Below are 15,093 nucleotides of genomic sequence, written 5' to 3' on the forward strand. Positions count from 1 at the left end.
GCACGTTTTCTGCGGGGGGGCCAGTTGCCCGCCTGCGCATTCCCGCACAGACGCATCTGCCCGCCACCGGGGCGGGCAGGCTGTCTCTCCTGTGCAGAGGAACCGAGCGTTCGCGCCCTGGCGGATCAGGCCTCGGGCGCGTCGCCCTCGGCCAGCTTGCCGGTGATCTCGTCGATGACCTGCAGCCACAGCTCCACCGGCTGGGCGCCGGGCACCGCGTGCTGCTGCGCGACGATGAAGGTGGGCACGGAGTTCACGCCCATCTTGCGCGAATGCGCATCGCGGTCGCGGATCGCCTGTTCGTCGGCATCGCTCTCGAGCAGGCGGCGGACCACGGCGGCGTCCATGCCGGCGCTGTCGGCGATATCGGCCAGCACCTCATGATCGCCGATGTCGCGCCCGTCGCGGAAGTTGGCGGCAAAGAGCGCATCGACAACCTTGTGCTGCACCTGTTCCAGCCCCGCCCAGTGGATCAGGCGGTGCGCGTCCAGGGTGTTCGGCGTCCGGGTGATCTGGGTAAAATCGGCCTCGACCCCGTCAGCCTTCGCCCGCTCAGCGATCTGGTCATAGACCTTGTCGGCCGTTTCCTCGCCGAACTTCGACACCAGGTAGGCACGCCGGTCCATGCCCTCACGCGGCATGTCGGGGTTCAGCTGGAAGGGATGCCATTCGATGACGAAGGGGTGGCCCGGACGGTCCGCCAGGGCGCGGTCCAGAAGGGTCTTGCCGATGTAGCACCAGGGGCAGATGGGGTCGGACAGGATGTCGATCTTCACGGGGGTGTCGGTCATGGCGTCTTCTCCCAGAGCGCGCGAAGAGCCGGGCGCTGCAGTTTTCCGTTCGAATTTCGCGGCAGCGCGTCGCAGTGCTGCCAGATGCGGGGCTGCTTGTAACGGGCCAGTCTTTGGGCCGCCAGTGAAGACAGCGTGAGGGGATCCTGTTCGGTGCCGGTGTAGAAGGCGGCGATGACGCTGGCGTCTTGCTTCACCTCGATCTCGGTGACGGCGATCTCGGTCACGCCGGGCAGGTCCGACAGGGCGGCCTCGACCTCGGCGGGCGATACGCGGTAGCCTCCGGCGTTCATCATGTCGCCCGAGCGTCCGCGATAGGTGATCGCGCCGTCCTCGTCCATGCGGCCCAGATCGCCGGTCAGGAACCAGTCGCCGGACATGCGGGCGGCGGTGGCCTCGGGTGCGTTCAGGTAGCCGCGCATCAGCCCCGGGTCGGCGCGGTCCACGGCGATGATACCGTCCTCGCCCAGGGGCACCGGCGCGCCGTCCTCGCCCAGGATCGCCACCCGGCGGCCCGGCTGCGGGCGGCCCAGGGTGCCGGGGGCCGCGGGGTCGGCGGGGCTGCCCGACAGGAAGGTGGATATCTCGGACATGCCGAAGGCCTCATGGATCGTGAGCCCGGTGGCCTCGCGCCACTCGTCCCGGATGCGGTCCGACAGTTTCTCGCCCGCCGCCAGCCCGTGGCGCAGCTTGGGCAGAGGCAGGGTCGGGTGATCCGACAGGAGCTTGCGGTACACCCCCGGCGCGGCGGCAAAGAGCGTCGCCTCGTGCCGCTTCAGCAGCAGCGGCAGGGAGGTCAGCGGCACGCCCTCGGCCGGGATCAGGGCGGTGGCGCCCGCGGTCCAGGGGTCCATCAGCCCGGTGCCCAGGGTGAAGGTCCAGTTGAAGGCGCCGGCGTGCAGCAGCCGGTCGTCAGGGCCCAGCCCGTACCAGCCCGCGTGCATCATCTGCCGCGCCCAGATGGCGCGGTGCGCATGTTCCACGGCGCGCGGCGTGCCGGAGGTGCCGGAGGTGAAGACGATGTAGGCGGGGCGATCCGGATCGCCCATGTGATAGTCTGCGGCGGGTAGGTCGCGCATCGCCAGCAGCGCCGCCTGGTCGAGCACCGGCAGCTCTGTCTCGGGGCAGACCACGCCGTCGCCCAGCAGGATGGCGGCGGGGCGGGTGATCTTGATCAGCCGGGCGACCTCGGGCGCGGTCAGCTGGGCGGAACTGGGCACGGGCACCAGACCGGCGGCGATGGCGCCTAGGTAGGCTAGTGGAAACTCCACTGTATTGCCGAGGCGCATCAGCACGACATCCCCCGGCACCAGCCCCGCCTGTCGGAGGCCCGTGGCGGTGCCGCGCACGGCGGCCTCCAGCCGGGCATAGGACCAGCGTTCGGCGCGGCCAAGGCCGAGGATGGCCAGCGCCACCTTGTCGGGCGTGGCCTGGCCCTTGGCCAGCACATGGGCGGCCATGTTGAACGGTGCGGGGCAGGGTGCGGCGGGGCCGCGATCACAGATCGAAAGACGCGTCATGGATCCTTGCTAGGGGGACGGGGACGCCCTGGCAAGCGCGGGCGTTGCAAGCGGGGCCGGGCGGGCCTATAGACTGCGCCATGAGCGAGAGTGACCCCCGCAAGCTGATCCGCATCGCCCGCGAGACGGGAGAGGACATCGGTGCCGAGCCGCTGGATCTTGGCACCCGCGTGCGTGAATTGCGCCGGGAACGGGACTGGACGCTTGAACAGGCCGCCGTGAAGGCCGGCATGGCGCGTTCGACCCTGTCGAAGATCGAGAACGGCCAGATGTCGCCCACCTATGACGCGCTGAAGAAGCTGGCGACGGGGCTGGGCATTTCCGTGCCGCAGCTGTTCACCCCACCCAAGGCGCAGCAGGTCATGGGCCGCATGGCCGTTGACCGGGAAGGCGAGGGGCAGGCCTATGCCACCGCCACCTATGAACACGATCTGCTGGCCGCCAACCTGACCCGCAAGCAGATGCTGCCCTACCGCGCCCGCATCCGCGCCCGGTCAATGGAAGAGTTCGACGGCTGGGTGCGCCACGACGGAGAGGAATTCCTGTATGTCCTCACCGGGGTCATCAAGCTTTACACCGAATTCTACGAGCCGGTTGAGATGCGCCGGGGCGACAGCGCCTATTACGATGCCTCAATGGGGCACAACGTGATCTCGGTCAGCCCGGAGGATGCGACGATCCTCTGGGTGACCTCGTTGAGCTGAACGCGAGTGGTGATCAGCCGCTGCGCCCGATGGGCTGGTCGGCCATCTGTTCATCGCCGAAAGCCGCGTCGTCATCCGACGGGTCTTCGCCCGCGGGCACGTATTTGCCCGACTCCTTGATCGCCTCCATGTCCTCTGCCTCGTCCATGCGGACATCGGCGGGCATGGCGCCCTCGCGCCAGGAGGCGATCTCGTCCTGAAGGTCGTTGTAGTCGCGTCCCGTGGCCTGAGCCAGGTAGGCCGCCAGCGCGTCGCGCGAGCCGTCGAGGGCCAGCAGGTCCTCTTCCTCGGCCTCGGGCCATTGATCCATCACGGCGGGGACGTAGGCGGTCCAGTTGCGGGCGATGTCGGGCCATTGCATGGGGGCACTCCTTTTGTCGTCTGTCAGAAACAAAACGCCGGGCGATGGCCCGGCGTTCCGTTGTGGTCGGAATGTTGTCGTCTGGATGGGGCAGGCGATCAGCCTTCTGGGTCCATCCACCAGACCTCCGGCAGCCAGTAGACGCCGTCACCGTAGATCGGGATCTCCTCGGGGTATTTCAGCGCCGCATCATGGGCCACGCGACCCTTGTCGAACATGAAGATCGGGATCACGTAGCGGCCCGTCGTCAGGATCCGGTCCAGCGCCCGCACGGCGGCAGTGAAATCCTCGGAGCTGCGCGAGGCCAGCATCGCCTCGACCATGGCGTCGATCGCCGGGTTCTTCACCCCCATCAGGTTGCGCGACCCGGGCTGGTCGGCGGTGTCGCCACCCCAGTAGATGCGCTGGTCATTGCCCGGCGACAGGGAGAACTGGCGCCGGATGTCCGTCATGTCGAAGTCGAAGTTCTCGATCCGCATGGCGTATTGCGCATTGTCCACCGTGGTCACGCCGGCCTGGACGCCCAGCCGTTCCAGGGCGTTCATGTAGATGTCGATGATCGCCTCGTTCTGCTGGTCGCCCTGGCGCAGCAGGATCTCGAACCGCAGGGGATCGCCGGCGGCATTGCGGCGCACCCCGTCATCGCCGGTGACCCAGCCGGCCTCGTCCAGAAGACCGGCGGCGGTACGGATGTTGGCGCGGTTGCGGGCGGAGCCGTCACCGGCGGGCAGGGCGTAGCCCTCCAGCGCGCCGGGGGCGAGGCGGTCGGCGAAGGGCGCCAGCAGCTCGCGCACGCGGCCCTCGGCCGGGCCTTCGCGCATGCCCAGCTGGGAATGCGAGAAGTAGGAAGTGATCCGGGGCTGCTTACCGCCCGTGATCGTCTCGTTGATGTATTCGAAGTTGAAGGCGTGGATCATCGCGTCGCGCACGCGGATGTCGTCGAAGGGCGCGCGGCGGGTGTTCATCACGAAGCCGGTGATGCCCGAGGGGCGTTCGGAGGGGATCTCCGCCTTCACGATGTCCCCCGACCGGATGGCCGGAAAGTCGTAGTCCCGGTCCCATTTCTCAGCGTTGAATTCCCGGACGAAGGAAATTTCGCCGGCCTTGAACGCCTCGAACAGCGCGGCCTGGTCACCGAAGAATTCGATCCGGATCTCGTCAAAATTGGCGATGCCCTGACGGATCGGCAGGTCGTTGCCCCAGTAGTCTGGGTTCCGTTTCAGCACCACGTTGCGGCCCGCGTCGAAGCTGTCGATCACGTAGGGGGAGGACCCGATGGGCACCACGTCGAGTCCTGAGCGGGTGAAATCCTCATCCGCCCACTGTGCCTTCTTCAGCACCGGCCAGAGGCCGATCACCAGGGCCTGTTCGCGGTCGTCGCCGCCGAAGGTGAACCGGACCGAACGCGGGCCGGTCTGTTCCATGTTCTCGATGCTCTGCCACAGGCCGAGGTAACGGGCGTTGCCGATGGTGCCCAGGGTTTCATAGGTCCACATGACATCCTCGACTGTCACCGGCGATCCGTCGGAAAACGCCGCCTCCGGGCGCAGGGTGAATTCGACCCAGCTGCGATTCGGATCCGTTTCCACCGATTCGGCCAGCAGCCCGTAAAGGGTGAAGGGTTCATCCTGGGTGCGGTACATCAGGCTCTCATGGGTCATGAACCGCAATTGCCAGGGCACGGTGCCGCGAATGATGAAGGGATTGAGGCTGTCGAAGCCGCCGGTATTGCCGGTGACGAAAGTGCCGCCCTTGGGCGCCTCGGGATTCGTGTAGGGCAGATGGGTGAAATCGGCGGGAAGGGCCGGTTCGCCGTACATCGCAAGCCCGTGGGAGGGCTCCGCCAGGGCGGGAATCGCTGCCGCGACGCAGAGAATCGCCCCCGCCGAAAGGCGCGTGACAAGCTGTCTTGCTTGCGCTATCGGGGCCGGTTGGAGACGACGTCGGAAGGGTTTCATTTTGGCACTGCTCCCTGGAAACCTTGTTTTCTTGGGCTTCACGGTAACCGCGGACCTTCGCCTTTTCAAACTTTTAGCTTTCATGACGGCGCCGGATTGCTTATAAAGAAGCCACTGCTCGATAGGTTTCTTGCCTGTATGAAACCTGCCTCAATAACTGAACGCCGGCTTCGTGCCGGCGTTTTTTTTATCCGCATTGCGAGCAGGCGCCGGGGCGGCTTTTCCGGGGGAACCGGGCCGAAGTCCACACACGGACCCATCAGGAAATCTCACGAGACTGAGGGCGCGCCGCGCCTTTCCCTCGCTTTTTGCAGACGCAGCATTATTGTCGGCCTCGACCGGGTTGTCCCGGAGAGAAGAGGAGAGACCAATGAGTGTGAGCGGCAAGACGGCGATCGTGACCGGGTCGAACAGCGGGATCGGCCTGGGCGTGGCCGAGGAACTGGCGAAGGCCGGCGCCAAGGTGGTGCTGAATTCCTTCACCGACCGGGACGAGGATCACAAGCTGGCGGAGGAGCTGGCGGCGAAATACGGCACCGAGGTGCGCTATATCGCGGCGGATATGTCCAAGGGTGACGATTGTCGTGCGCTGGTCGAGAAGGCCGGGGGCTGCGACATCCTGGTGAACAACGCCGGCATTCAGCACGTCGCCGCCATCGACGAATTCCCGGCGGAGAAGTGGGACGCGATCATCGCCATCAACCTCAGTAGCTCCTTCCATACCATCGCCGCCGCCCTGCCGGGCATGCGCGAGAAGGGCTGGGGCCGCGTGGTGAACATCGCCTCGGCCCACGGGCTGACCGCCAGCCCCTACAAGTCGGCCTATGTGGCGGCCAAGCATGGCATCGTCGGCCTGACCAAGACAGTGGCGCTGGAAACGGCGGAACAGCCGATCACCTGCAACGCCATCTGCCCGGGCTACGTCCTGACGCCCCTGGTCGAGGCGCAGATCCCCGACACCATGAAGAAATACGACATGTCGCGCGACGACGTGGTGCGCAACGTCCTGCTGGAACGCCAGCCCTCGAAGGAGTTCGCCACCACCGAGCAGATCGGCGGCACTGTCGCCTTCCTCTGTTCGCCGGCGGCCGAACAGATCACCGGCACGACGATCAGCATTGACGGCGGCTGGACCGCCCTCTGATCCCCGGACAGGCCCCGCATCGCGGGGCCTTCGCCTTTCCCCTGGCCACACCGGAGCGGACCCATGGCGCAAAAGAAACGGATCAACCTGGCCCTGCAGGGCGGCGGCGCCCACGGGGCCTTCACCTGGGGCGTGCTGGACCGCCTGCTGGAGGACGAGGACCTGGAGATCGCCGGCATCTCAGGCACTTCGGCAGGGGCGATGAACGGGGCCGCCCTGAAGGCCGGCTGGGCCAAGGGCGGGCGCGACGGCGCGCGGGAGGAGCTGAACTGGTTCTGGTCCCAGATGGGCGCGGTGGAGGAGCAGGGGTTCTGGCCCTGGTTCATGGCCGGCATCCCGGTGCCCGGCACGCGCGAGATCGGCATGGCGGTGGAATATTCCATCGCGGGGCAGGTGGCCGACATGCTGTCGCTGATGTCCACGCCCTATGCCCTGGGCCCCTTCTACCGCAACCCGCTGCGCCCGGTGGTCGAACGGTTCGATTTCGAGGCCGTCTGCGCGGGCGAGGGGCCAGAGCTCTATATCTCCGCCACCAAGGTGCGCGACGGCAAGATACGCGTCTTCGAGGGGCCGGAGGTGACGGCCGACGCGATCCTGGCCTCGGCCTGCCTGCCGACGATCTTCACCGCCATCGAGTTCCACGACCCCAGGTCGGACCGGATGGAGGCCTTCTGGGACGGGGGCTATTCCGGCAACCCGGCGCTGTTCCCGCTGTTCAAGGCGCATCTGCCGGGCGACGTGCTGATCGTGGCGCTGAACCCGCTGGAACGGGACGAGCTGCCGATGCTGCCCAACCAGATCCAGAACCGGATCAACGAGATCAGCTTCAACTCTTCCCTGCTGCGTGAACTGCGCGCCGTGGATTTCGTTCAGCGCCTGCTGTCGGAAGGAAAGGTGTCGACCGCCGAGAAGAAGGAGGTGCTGGTGCACCTGATCGCAGAGGACAGCGTGATGCAGGATCTGTCGGTGGTGACCAAGATGTTCCCCAACAGCTACGTGCTGACGTCGCTGAAGGCCGCCGGCCGGGCGGCCGCGGATCGCTTCCTGGGCGAGAACCGCGACGCGCTGAACGAACGCTCGACCGTCGATCTGCAGGAAATGTTCGGCTGACGCGCGCGGGTCAGGCCTTGGGAAGCTTCCGCGGGTCGACCCCGTTGGGGTAGACGAGGCCCGCCGAAATCACCAGCTTCGCCGCGTCCTCGATCGACATGTCCAGCTTGATGACGTCCTCTTCGGGGAAGAACAGCAGGAAGCCCGAGGTCGGGTTGGGCGTCGTCGGCACGAAGACCGACAGCAGCTGCGATCCGGTTTCGGCGCGCTGCGCCACCTCGCCCCGCGCCTCGGTGGAGACGAAGCCGATGGCCCAGATCCCCTTGCGCGGGTATTGCACCAGGCAGGCCTCCTCGAAGGAGCGTTCGGACTGGGCGAAGACCGTTTCGGCGATCTGCTTTGCGCCCGAGTAGATCGAGCGGACGAAGGGCATCCGGTCCACCACGTTCTCGCCGTAGCGGATCAGCGAGCGGCCGATCAGGCCCTTGGCGATCCAGCCGATGAGGATGGTGAACACCAGGAAGAAGATGATGCCGACGCCGCGCAGGTTGATCCCGATGTACTGCTCCGGCTGGAAGCGTTCGGGCACCAGCGGCAGCACGAAGCCATCGACCCAGCCCAGCAGGGACCAGAGCAGCCAGATCGTCAGCGCGACAGGCAGGATCACCACGATGCCCGTCAGGAACGACGAGCGCAGCCGGGCCAGGACGCCCGGACGCTGGGTGGAGGAGGAGGTCTCGGACAGGGGGTCGTTCATGGCTCGCCGCAAAAGAGGGTTTCGGCTCAGGAAGGTAGGCACGAAATCGCTGGCCCGCAATGGGCCAGCGTCAATTCAGTGAGGCAAATTGCGGTGAGGGCGCGGCGCGGGGGCGATCCGCCTGCCTGCGGGCAGCGCGGCTCGCGGAGAGGGGTCAGAATGCGGTTTCGCCCGACACGTAGCGGGCGGCGGCGCGCAGCGCGCGATCCAGTGCCTCCTGCCGGTCGCAGCCCTCGGCCTCGGCCACGATATGAGCCGCCATGAAGGTATCGCCGGCGCCGGTCACCCGGGTCACCAGGACCTCGGGCGGACAACCGGTCACCAGGCCTTCGGGGCTGCCATCACAGGCGGGCCTGTTGCCGTCGGTCACCAGCACGCGCGCCGCGCCCCGTTCGATCAGCCCGGCGGCGGCGGCCTCTGAGGTGTCGAATTCGCGCTGGCACAGCAGCCCGGCCTCTTCGAGGTTCACGTAAAGCAGGGCGCGGCCATGGGCCAGGAAGGGGCGCAGCCGTTCGGCCTTGCCGGGCGAGGCCGGCGCCACGCGCAGGTCGGCGCGGGCGAAGGCGGGAGAGGCGGCGATCTCTTCCAGCAGCATCAGCGTCAGGTTGCCGTCCAGCGCCACCGGCCCTTCAAACGGGGCGGCCTCGCTGGCGAGGCTGCCATCGGTCAGCGGTCGCAGGATCTTGGCGCCGGCGGCCTCCAGGGAATGGGCGTCGGCGATGGCGGCGATCAGGCCGTTGGCACCCTCGATGGCCATGTAGCGGTCGGTCGGCAGGTCCTCGGACCGGTAGACATGGGCGGTTTCCATCCCCAGCTCATGACAGGCATGGATCAGCTCGTCGCCCTCGGGGTCCTGGCCCACGGCGGTCAGCAGGACGGGGCGCATCCCGAAGCGGGCCAGGGTCATGGCGATGTTCATCGCCACGCCGCCGGGCAAGCGGGTGATGCGGCCGGGCACGTCCGAGCCCTGGCGCATGTGGCTGGCGGAGCGGCCGATGATGTCCCACAGGACGGAGCCGATGCAGAGGATCTCGGGCAGGGGGGCGGTCTGTCTGGTCATGCGCTCTTTTGGCGGCGTTGCGCGGGCCGCGCAAGCCTTGGCAGGACGCGCGGGGCGGGATATTTCCTCCCTGCCGCAAGCTTGCGCGATGGCCCCCGGACCGGGCCAAGACAAGCGGGCTTGCGCCCCGGCGCGTTTGCCTCTATGAGAGCGCCACTTAATCCCGCAGGCGGGGTCGGGCCTATGGGGGAGACATCCCCATGCGTCCACCGGTTGACCAGATGGTTCACACCCCCGCCAAGGCGCAAACCGGAAAGGATAGAAGCATGGCTCTTCCCGAGTTCTCCATGCGTCAGCTGCTCGAAGCTGGCGTCCACTTTGGCCACCAGACGCAGCGCTGGAACCCCCGCATGGGCGAGTTCATCTACGGCGCCCGTAACGGCATCCACATTCTCGACCTGACGCAGACCGTCCCGATGCTGGACGCCGCGCTGAACGTGATCCGCGAAACCGTTGCCAAGAACGGTCGCGTGCTGTTCGTCGGCACCAAGCGCCAGGCCTCCGGCCCGATCGCCGAAGCCGCCGAGAAATGTGCGCAGTACTACATGAACCACCGCTGGCTGGGCGGCACGCTGACCAACTGGAAGACCGTCTCCCAGTCGATCAACCGCCTGAAGGAAATCGACGAACGCCTGGACGGCGGCGCCGAGGGCCTGACCAAGAAAGAGCGTCTGGGCATGGAACGCGAGCAGACCAAACTGCAGGCGTCGCTGGGCGGTATCCGTGAAATGGGCGGCGTGCCGGACCTTCTGTTCGTCATCGACGTCAAGAAAGAGCAGCTGGCTATCGCCGAAGCCAAGAAGCTGGGTATCCCGGTCGTGGCCGTGGTCGACACCAACTGCTCGCCCGAGGGTGTGGACTACATCATCCCCGGCAACGATGACGCCGCTCGCGCCATCTCCCTGTACTGCGACCTGGCTTCGCGCGCTGCCCTGGACGGCATGACCGCCCAGCTGGGCGCCGCTGGCGTCGACGTCGGCGAATTCGTCGAGGGCCTCGAAGAGGAAGCCCTGGCCGAAGAAGGTGCCGAAGCCCAGGCGTAAGCCCGCGCTTTACAGAACTGTCACCGGCCGCATGTTAACGGCGGCCGGACCCCATTTCAGACCGTAAGGAGATCTCCCGATGGCGATCACTGCTGCACAGGTTAAAGAACTGCGCGAGATGACCGGCGCAGGCATGATGGATGCCAAGAAGGCGCTGACCGAAACCGACGGCGACATGGACGCCGCCGTTGACTGGCTGCGCACCAAGGGCCTGGCGAAAGCCGCGAAGAAATCCGGCCGTACCGCCGCCGAGGGCCTCGTGGCCGTCGAAGTTTCCGGCACCACCGGCGTCGCCGTCGAGGTGAACGCCGAGACCGACTTCGTCGCCAAGAACGCCGAGTTCCAGGACATGGTTGCCGGCATCGCCAAGGTTGCCACCGGTGTCGACAGCGTCGAAGCCCTGGCTGACGCCGAGCTGGACGGCAAGAAGGTCTCCGAGGTGGTCACCGACAAGATCGCCAAGATCGGCGAGAACATGACCCTGCGCCGGATGGCCAAGGTCGAAGGTGACGTCGTGGCTTCCTACGTCCACAACGCTGCCGCGCCCGGCCTCGGCCAGATCGGCGTGCTGGTCGCCCTGAAGGGCGGCGACGAAGCCTTCGGCAAGCAGGTCGCGATGCACATCGCCGCCGCGAACCCCGCCGCGCTGAACGAAGCAGAGCTGGACCCGGCCGTCGTCGAGAAAGAGCGCCAGGTGCAGATCGACATCGCGCGCGAATCCGGCAAGCCGGAGCAGGTCATCGAGAAGATGATCGTCGGCCGCATGAAGAAATTCCTCGGCGAAGTGACCCTGCTGGGTCAGGCCTTCGTGGTGAACCCCGACCTGACCGTCGAGGAAGCCGCCAAGGAAGCCGGCGCCGAGATCCTGGGCTTCGTCCGCCTGCAGGTCGGTGAAGGCATCGAGAAGGAACAGGAAGACTTCGCAGCCGAAGTAGCCAAGGCCGCTCAGGGCTGATCGGTCCGGGCGCCACGGCGCCCGCTGGTTCCGCAAAGATCCGGAAAAGGGGTCGGGATTTCCCGGCCCCTTTTTCATGCGCGCCCGGTAGGCTCTTTACAACATATTGGAACGGCTGGCGCTTTTGCGCTTGTCCTCGACCTTGGTCGAGGCGTTACCTTCGCCTTGGTATTGTTCGGGGCCCGGGGGAGGGACGCAGGCATGGCAGGCAGACAGGGGCATTTCCATCGCTTCCTCGCGGCGGGCGGGCTCACAAACCTCGGGGACGGGGTGGCGACGTTGGCGTGGACCTGGCTGGCCACGCAGCTGACCCGGGATCCCTTCCTGATCTCGCTGATGCCTGTGGCGCTGCGGCTGCCGTGGTTCCTCTTTGCCATTCCCGCCGGGCTGGTGACCGATCGTGTCAGCCGCAAGAAGCTGTTGCTGACCATGGATGTGGCGCGCGGGTTGGCCTTTGCCCTGGCGGCGGCGGCCATCTGGCAGGCCCTGCCGCTGGCAGAGCCGCCCGAGGACGGCGTGGCCGAGGTCGGGCTTTTCGTCACCCTGGCGCTTTGTGCCGCCGCCATCGGCCTGGCCGAAGTCTTCCGTGACACCGCCGCCCAGACGGTGCTGCCCTCACTGGTGGACCCCGACCGCCTCGAAAGCGCCAACGCACGCTTTTCGGCGGTGGAGATCCTGGGCAACACGCTGCTCGGGCCCGCCGTGGGGGCCTTCCTGATCGCCGCCGCGCTGCCGCTGCCCTTCCTGCTGAACGCCGCCGCCTACCTCGCGGCCACCGTTCTGGTGGCCGGGGTCGGCATTCACCAGCGCCGCGCCGCAGGCCCGCGCCGACACTGGCGGCATGAGTTCACCGAAGCGGCCGGGTTCCTGATCCGGCAGCCGACCCTGCGGTTGCTGGCGATTTTCACCGGGGTCTTCAACGGGTTGCACCAGATGGTTGTGGTGGGACTCGTCCTCTTTGCACAGGAGGTGCTGGGCCTCGGTGCAGGCGCCTATGGTCTGGTCCTGTCCGCCGGGGCCTCGGGGGGGCTGGTCGCCGGTCTGGTCGCCGCGCCCCTGATCGCGCGCTTTGGCGGGGCGCGGCTGGCGCAGCTGTCGTCGGCGGTCATTGCCCTGGCCTTCCTGGCCGTGCCGTTCGCGGGCGGTGGCGTGGGGGTGGCGGCCTGCCTGATGGTGTTCTCCTTCCTCGGGCTCTTGTGGGACACCGTGTCGATCTCTTACCGACAGCGCGCCGTGCCGGACGAGATGCGTGGGCGGGTCAACGCGCTCTACCGGATGGCGTCCTGGGGGATGATGCCCGTGGGGCTGGCGGTGTCGGGGATAGTCGTGGACCTGGGCGAGCGGATCGTGCCGCGCGAGGTGGCGCTGACACTTCCCTTCCTCGTCGCCGGCGGCGGGGTTGCGGTGATGACGCTTCTGGCCTGGCGCGGGATCGGTCGCGGCTTTAGCCGTCCGCCCGGTGTTTCTTCGGCGTGAAGGAAAGGCGAGCGCCCAAAACGGTGCCGGTCGGGACAACCGACACCGCCTTTGGCAGGTGCTCGTCTAATGGGGATGGCACGAGATCCTAGCCAGACTGCCGGATGGGAGGGCGGATCAATACGCCCCCCAACCGACTCCGGTCTCCCGGCCAACCCGCAGGGCCCTGAAATCACAGGGGTGCAGGCCGGATGCTCCATGGCTCAAAGCCACCACTCACGGAACATCTGAAGAATGCGTTTTTTACCGCGTGATAGAAAGTAAGGGAAACCTTACCTAATCACAGAGACTTAGCGAAAATGGCCTAAAAGGCTGGTATTCCATACCTTTGCCGCAAGACGCCAAGCGGCGTCAAGCGTCCAGGATGAACATCTGGTTCAGGAAGGCGGCTTTCAGCACAGCCTGGGCCGTGGTTTCCACGTTCAGGTTCTCGCGGGCCAGGCGCAGGTGCTTTTCCACGGTCGCTGTCGTCAGCCCCATGAGCAGGGCGATGTCCTGTGTCGTCTTGCCGTCGCCGACCCATTGCAGTGCCTCGCGCTGGCGTCGGGTCAGTTCCCGCGCGGGGCCGGAATAGGGCAGGGTCAGGATTTTCAGGTGGGCGACGTTGTTCATGATGACGATGTCGCGGCCATGTTCGGCCCAGACAGCATCCACTTCATCCTGGCTCATGTCGGCGCAGGCGGTCAGGGCGATGGCGCCCTTGGTGCGCGGCGAGATGCTCTTGAACGAGATCGAGTAGCCGGCGCGCACGCCCATGGATCGGTTGAACTCGATCACCTTCCGCTCACTCTCGGTCAAGACGCCCGAGGCGGTCATTTCCCCGAGGATGCGCCAGGAACAGGCGCCCTCGTTGTCCAGCGCCCAGCGGACCATGGGCGCATGGAAATAAAGCCCCTTGCCCAGGAAGGCGTCGCGGTAGGTGGCCGAATGGTTGGTCAGGATGACGAAATCCTCGGGGTCGCCCAGCGAGGTTGCGGTTCGGTAGCGGGTGAACCCATAAAGCAGACGGTCGAAGCCGAACTCTGCCATGCGCCTGCAATGCAGATCCCAGAGCGCCTCGATCGACGGGGCGTTGGTGAGCTGTTCCAAGTATTCGCGGCGCATCATTCTGGTCGTCTCCCCCCGGTAGACATGGCCCTGAAATGCGGGGTGTCGGAGATGCGGGACGGCGCGACAGAGGTCCGGCATTCACGACAACACTCAGCGGGTTTAGCCCGAGTGATGCTGGTTTGTCGAGCGTGGGATTGACGCGTTGACCGCTCGGACAGTTGGGTGGAGCTACCTGCCTGCGCGACGGGCGTCGTGCATTGGCCTGCGGTGGCCGCGAGGCAACGCGTGTCGTCGCGGCCGTAGACCGTTCGCGGTCCGACAGGCTCCGAGACGCCTCGCGTCCGCGCGCCTCAGCCCGCCGCGACATTGCGGCCCTGGGGGGCTTCCAAGTCATGTCAAATCAGGGTCATCACCAGAGATCAAGGTCGCCAGCGCCGTGGGACGGCGGATGATCCTCTGCCCCGGTGGGTCCCGTGCCTTTCCTCGATGCCGTCAGGATGGGGGCGATGGACTCTTTCATGTCGACCGTTTCCTGCAGAGCGGCGTGGGTCAACCGCTGCCCTTCGGCCCAGCCCAGGGCCGGGCCGAAGCGGAGCAGGATCCCCTCCAGGTCCTTCAGCGCCTGACGCATGTAGTCGATCCGCTGCAGGTTCAGAACAGCGTCTTCTGCCAGGGGCTTGCAGGTGCAGAGGCTGGCGGACAGCGCGTCTTCCAGGCCGATGGTCAGCGCCCGCAGTCCGGCGACCTGTCCCGCGAGGATCTCGGCCAGTTCCGGGGCCTCGATCTCGATATGGTCGGTCGGAGGATCGCCGGGGCGGTCTGGGGCGCCGGTCTGCATCACAGTCGCCCGACAACAGCCTCGATACAGGCGCGCAGATCATTGGGCTCGAACGGTTTCTTGAGGAAGTTGTTCATCCCGAGTTGCTTGCCCTTGTCGATGATCGCCTTGTCCGCCTTGCCGGTGATCAGGATGAAACCGACGCCCTTGGTCTTGGCGCCGCTGCGCAGGTGCTGCAGTAGTTGCAGACCATCCATACCCGGCATGTTGAAGTCGGAGATCACCAGGTGCACCGGCTTGGTTTCCAGGGTCTTGAGCGCCGAGGGGCCGTCCGACGTGCTTGCGACGTTGGCAATGCCGAAGGCATCCAGCGCCTGGGTGATGAGCCCGCGGCTGGTCGACATATCATCCACCACCATGATTCTGATCTGGTCTCTCAGGGCCAT

The 15,093-nt window shown here is 66.6% G+C and carries 15 protein-coding genes; 6 read left to right on the forward strand and 9 right to left on the reverse strand.

Annotated elements, in window-relative coordinates; all coding sequences use genetic code 11:
• Window positions 1-125: 125 nt before the first annotated feature.
• Window positions 126-791: a DsbA family oxidoreductase gene (locus LC066_RS01250; protein WP_222480227.1), complete on the reverse strand. Its 666-nt coding sequence runs from the start codon at window positions 789-791 to the stop codon at window positions 126-128.
• Window positions 788-2,311, reverse strand: a complete 1,524-nt coding sequence (locus LC066_RS01255; protein ID WP_224896213.1) for a class I adenylate-forming enzyme family protein — start codon at window positions 2,309-2,311, stop codon at window positions 788-790. Before LC066_RS01255 ends, LC066_RS01250 begins: the two co-directional genes overlap by 4 nt.
• 80 nt (window positions 2,312-2,391) lie before the next feature.
• Here LC066_RS01255 and LC066_RS01260 point away from each other — a divergent pair, with 80 nt between their 5' ends.
• Window positions 2,392-3,015 carry a helix-turn-helix domain-containing protein gene (locus LC066_RS01260; RefSeq protein WP_085890003.1) on the forward strand — a complete coding sequence of 208 codons (624 nt, stop codon included), beginning with the start codon at window positions 2,392-2,394 and terminating at the stop codon, window positions 3,013-3,015.
• A 13-nt stretch (window positions 3,016-3,028) separates the two neighbouring features.
• Here LC066_RS01260 and LC066_RS01265 read toward each other — a convergent pair whose 3' ends face one another.
• Both LC066_RS01265 and LC066_RS01270 read right to left on the reverse strand, forming a co-directional pair.
• Window positions 3,029-3,376: a hypothetical protein gene (locus LC066_RS01265; RefSeq protein WP_224896214.1), complete on the reverse strand. Its 348-nt coding sequence runs from the start codon at window positions 3,374-3,376 to the stop codon at window positions 3,029-3,031.
• Between the two features lie 98 nt (window positions 3,377-3,474).
• The gene (locus tag LC066_RS01270) at window positions 3,475-5,196 is read right to left on the reverse strand and encodes an extracellular solute-binding protein (protein WP_224896215.1); all 1,722 of its coding nucleotides are present in this window, start codon (window positions 5,194-5,196) and stop codon (window positions 3,475-3,477) included.
• Between the two features lie 508 nt (window positions 5,197-5,704).
• Between LC066_RS01270 and LC066_RS01275 the strand changes: the two genes are divergently transcribed.
• Both LC066_RS01275 and LC066_RS01280 read left to right on the forward strand, forming a co-directional pair.
• A complete protein-coding gene (locus LC066_RS01275; RefSeq protein ID WP_222480235.1) occupies window positions 5,705-6,478 on the forward strand; it encodes a 3-hydroxybutyrate dehydrogenase in 774 nt (257 codons plus the stop codon).
• Window positions 6,479-6,541: 63 nt separating this feature from the next.
• Complete coding sequence (locus LC066_RS01280) at window positions 6,542-7,588, forward strand: patatin-like phospholipase family protein (protein ID WP_222480237.1); 1,047 nt, start codon at window positions 6,542-6,544, stop codon at window positions 7,586-7,588.
• 10 nt (window positions 7,589-7,598) lie between these two features.
• Here the strand turns inward: LC066_RS01280 and LC066_RS01285 are convergent, their stop codons facing one another.
• A complete protein-coding gene (locus LC066_RS01285; protein ID WP_222480239.1) occupies window positions 7,599-8,285 on the reverse strand; it encodes a DUF502 domain-containing protein in 687 nt (228 codons plus the stop codon).
• Between the two features lie 154 nt (window positions 8,286-8,439).
• Window positions 8,440-9,345 carry a PfkB family carbohydrate kinase gene (locus LC066_RS01290; protein WP_224896216.1) on the reverse strand — a complete coding sequence of 302 codons (906 nt, stop codon included), beginning with the start codon at window positions 9,343-9,345 and terminating at the stop codon, window positions 8,440-8,442.
• Window positions 9,346-9,611: 266 nt separating this feature from the next.
• On the opposite strand from LC066_RS01290, the gene rpsB reads away from it, so the two are divergent.
• From rpsB to LC066_RS01305, 3 genes are all read left to right on the forward strand, one after another.
• Window positions 9,612-10,388: a 30S ribosomal protein S2 gene (gene rpsB / locus LC066_RS01295; protein ID WP_222480241.1), complete on the forward strand. Its 777-nt coding sequence runs from the start codon at window positions 9,612-9,614 to the stop codon at window positions 10,386-10,388.
• 79 nt (window positions 10,389-10,467) lie between these two features.
• Entirely contained in the window at window positions 10,468-11,343 is an 876-nt protein-coding gene (gene tsf / locus LC066_RS01300) for a translation elongation factor Ts (RefSeq protein ID WP_222480242.1), read from the forward strand.
• A 201-nt stretch (window positions 11,344-11,544) separates the two neighbouring features.
• Window positions 11,545-12,819 (forward strand): MFS transporter, encoded by a 1,275-nt coding sequence (locus LC066_RS01305; RefSeq protein ID WP_224896217.1) that lies wholly within the window; start codon window positions 11,545-11,547, stop codon window positions 12,817-12,819.
• A gap of 351 nt (window positions 12,820-13,170) precedes the next feature.
• Here LC066_RS01305 and LC066_RS01310 read toward each other — a convergent pair whose 3' ends face one another.
• The 3 genes from LC066_RS01310 to LC066_RS01320 all read right to left on the reverse strand — a co-directional run bounded on the left by LC066_RS01310 (window position 13,171) and on the right by LC066_RS01320 (window position 15,093).
• Window positions 13,171-13,926, reverse strand: a complete 756-nt coding sequence (locus tag LC066_RS01310; protein ID WP_222480246.1) for a LuxR family transcriptional regulator — start codon at window positions 13,924-13,926, stop codon at window positions 13,171-13,173.
• Between the two features lie 352 nt (window positions 13,927-14,278).
• Window positions 14,279-14,707: a hypothetical protein gene (locus tag LC066_RS01315; RefSeq protein WP_224896218.1), complete on the reverse strand. Its 429-nt coding sequence runs from the start codon at window positions 14,705-14,707 to the stop codon at window positions 14,279-14,281.
• A complete protein-coding gene (locus LC066_RS01320) occupies window positions 14,707-15,093 on the reverse strand; it encodes a response regulator (RefSeq protein WP_224896219.1) in 387 nt (128 codons plus the stop codon). The genes LC066_RS01315 and LC066_RS01320 overlap by 1 nt, the downstream gene beginning before the upstream one ends.

Origin of the sequence: Pseudooceanicola marinus, assembly GCF_020177265.1 — a bacterium.
Lineage (GTDB): Bacteria > Pseudomonadota > Alphaproteobacteria > Rhodobacterales > Rhodobacteraceae > Pseudooceanicola > Pseudooceanicola marinus_A.

Excerpts from the sequence above, each read along its gene's own strand:
- LC066_RS01305 (WP_224896217.1), top strand. The coding sequence starts at position 11,545 with ATGGCAGGCAGACAGGGGCATTTCCATCGCTTCCTCGCGGCGGGCGGG.
- LC066_RS01290 (WP_224896216.1), bottom strand. The coding sequence starts at position 9,345 with ATGACCAGACAGACCGCCCCCCTGCCCGAGATCCTCTGCATCGGCTCC.
- LC066_RS01260 (WP_085890003.1), top strand. The coding sequence starts at position 2,392 with ATGAGCGAGAGTGACCCCCGCAAGCTGATCCGCATCGCCCGCGAGACG.
- LC066_RS01280 (WP_222480237.1), top strand. The coding sequence starts at position 6,542 with ATGGCGCAAAAGAAACGGATCAACCTGGCCCTGCAGGGCGGCGGCGCC.
- LC066_RS01310 (WP_222480246.1), bottom strand. The coding sequence starts at position 13,926 with ATGATGCGCCGCGAATACTTGGAACAGCTCACCAACGCCCCGTCGATC.
- LC066_RS01320 (WP_224896219.1), bottom strand. The coding sequence starts at position 15,093 with ATGGCCCTGAGAGACCAGATCAGAATCATGGTGGTGGATGATATGTCG.
- LC066_RS01285 (WP_222480239.1), bottom strand. The coding sequence starts at position 8,285 with ATGAACGACCCCCTGTCCGAGACCTCCTCCTCCACCCAGCGTCCGGGC.
- LC066_RS01250 (WP_222480227.1), bottom strand. The coding sequence starts at position 791 with ATGACCGACACCCCCGTGAAGATCGACATCCTGTCCGACCCCATCTGC.
- LC066_RS01275 (WP_222480235.1), top strand. The coding sequence starts at position 5,705 with ATGAGTGTGAGCGGCAAGACGGCGATCGTGACCGGGTCGAACAGCGGG.
- rpsB (WP_222480241.1), top strand. The coding sequence starts at position 9,612 with ATGGCTCTTCCCGAGTTCTCCATGCGTCAGCTGCTCGAAGCTGGCGTC.
- LC066_RS01255 (WP_224896213.1), bottom strand. The coding sequence starts at position 2,311 with ATGACGCGTCTTTCGATCTGTGATCGCGGCCCCGCCGCACCCTGCCCC.
- LC066_RS01270 (WP_224896215.1), bottom strand. The coding sequence starts at position 5,196 with ATGTACGGCGAACCGGCCCTTCCCGCCGATTTCACCCATCTGCCCTAC.
- LC066_RS01315 (WP_224896218.1), bottom strand. The coding sequence starts at position 14,707 with ATGCAGACCGGCGCCCCAGACCGCCCCGGCGATCCTCCGACCGACCAT.
- tsf (WP_222480242.1), top strand. The coding sequence starts at position 10,468 with ATGGCGATCACTGCTGCACAGGTTAAAGAACTGCGCGAGATGACCGGC.
- LC066_RS01265 (WP_224896214.1), bottom strand. The coding sequence starts at position 3,376 with ATGCAATGGCCCGACATCGCCCGCAACTGGACCGCCTACGTCCCCGCC.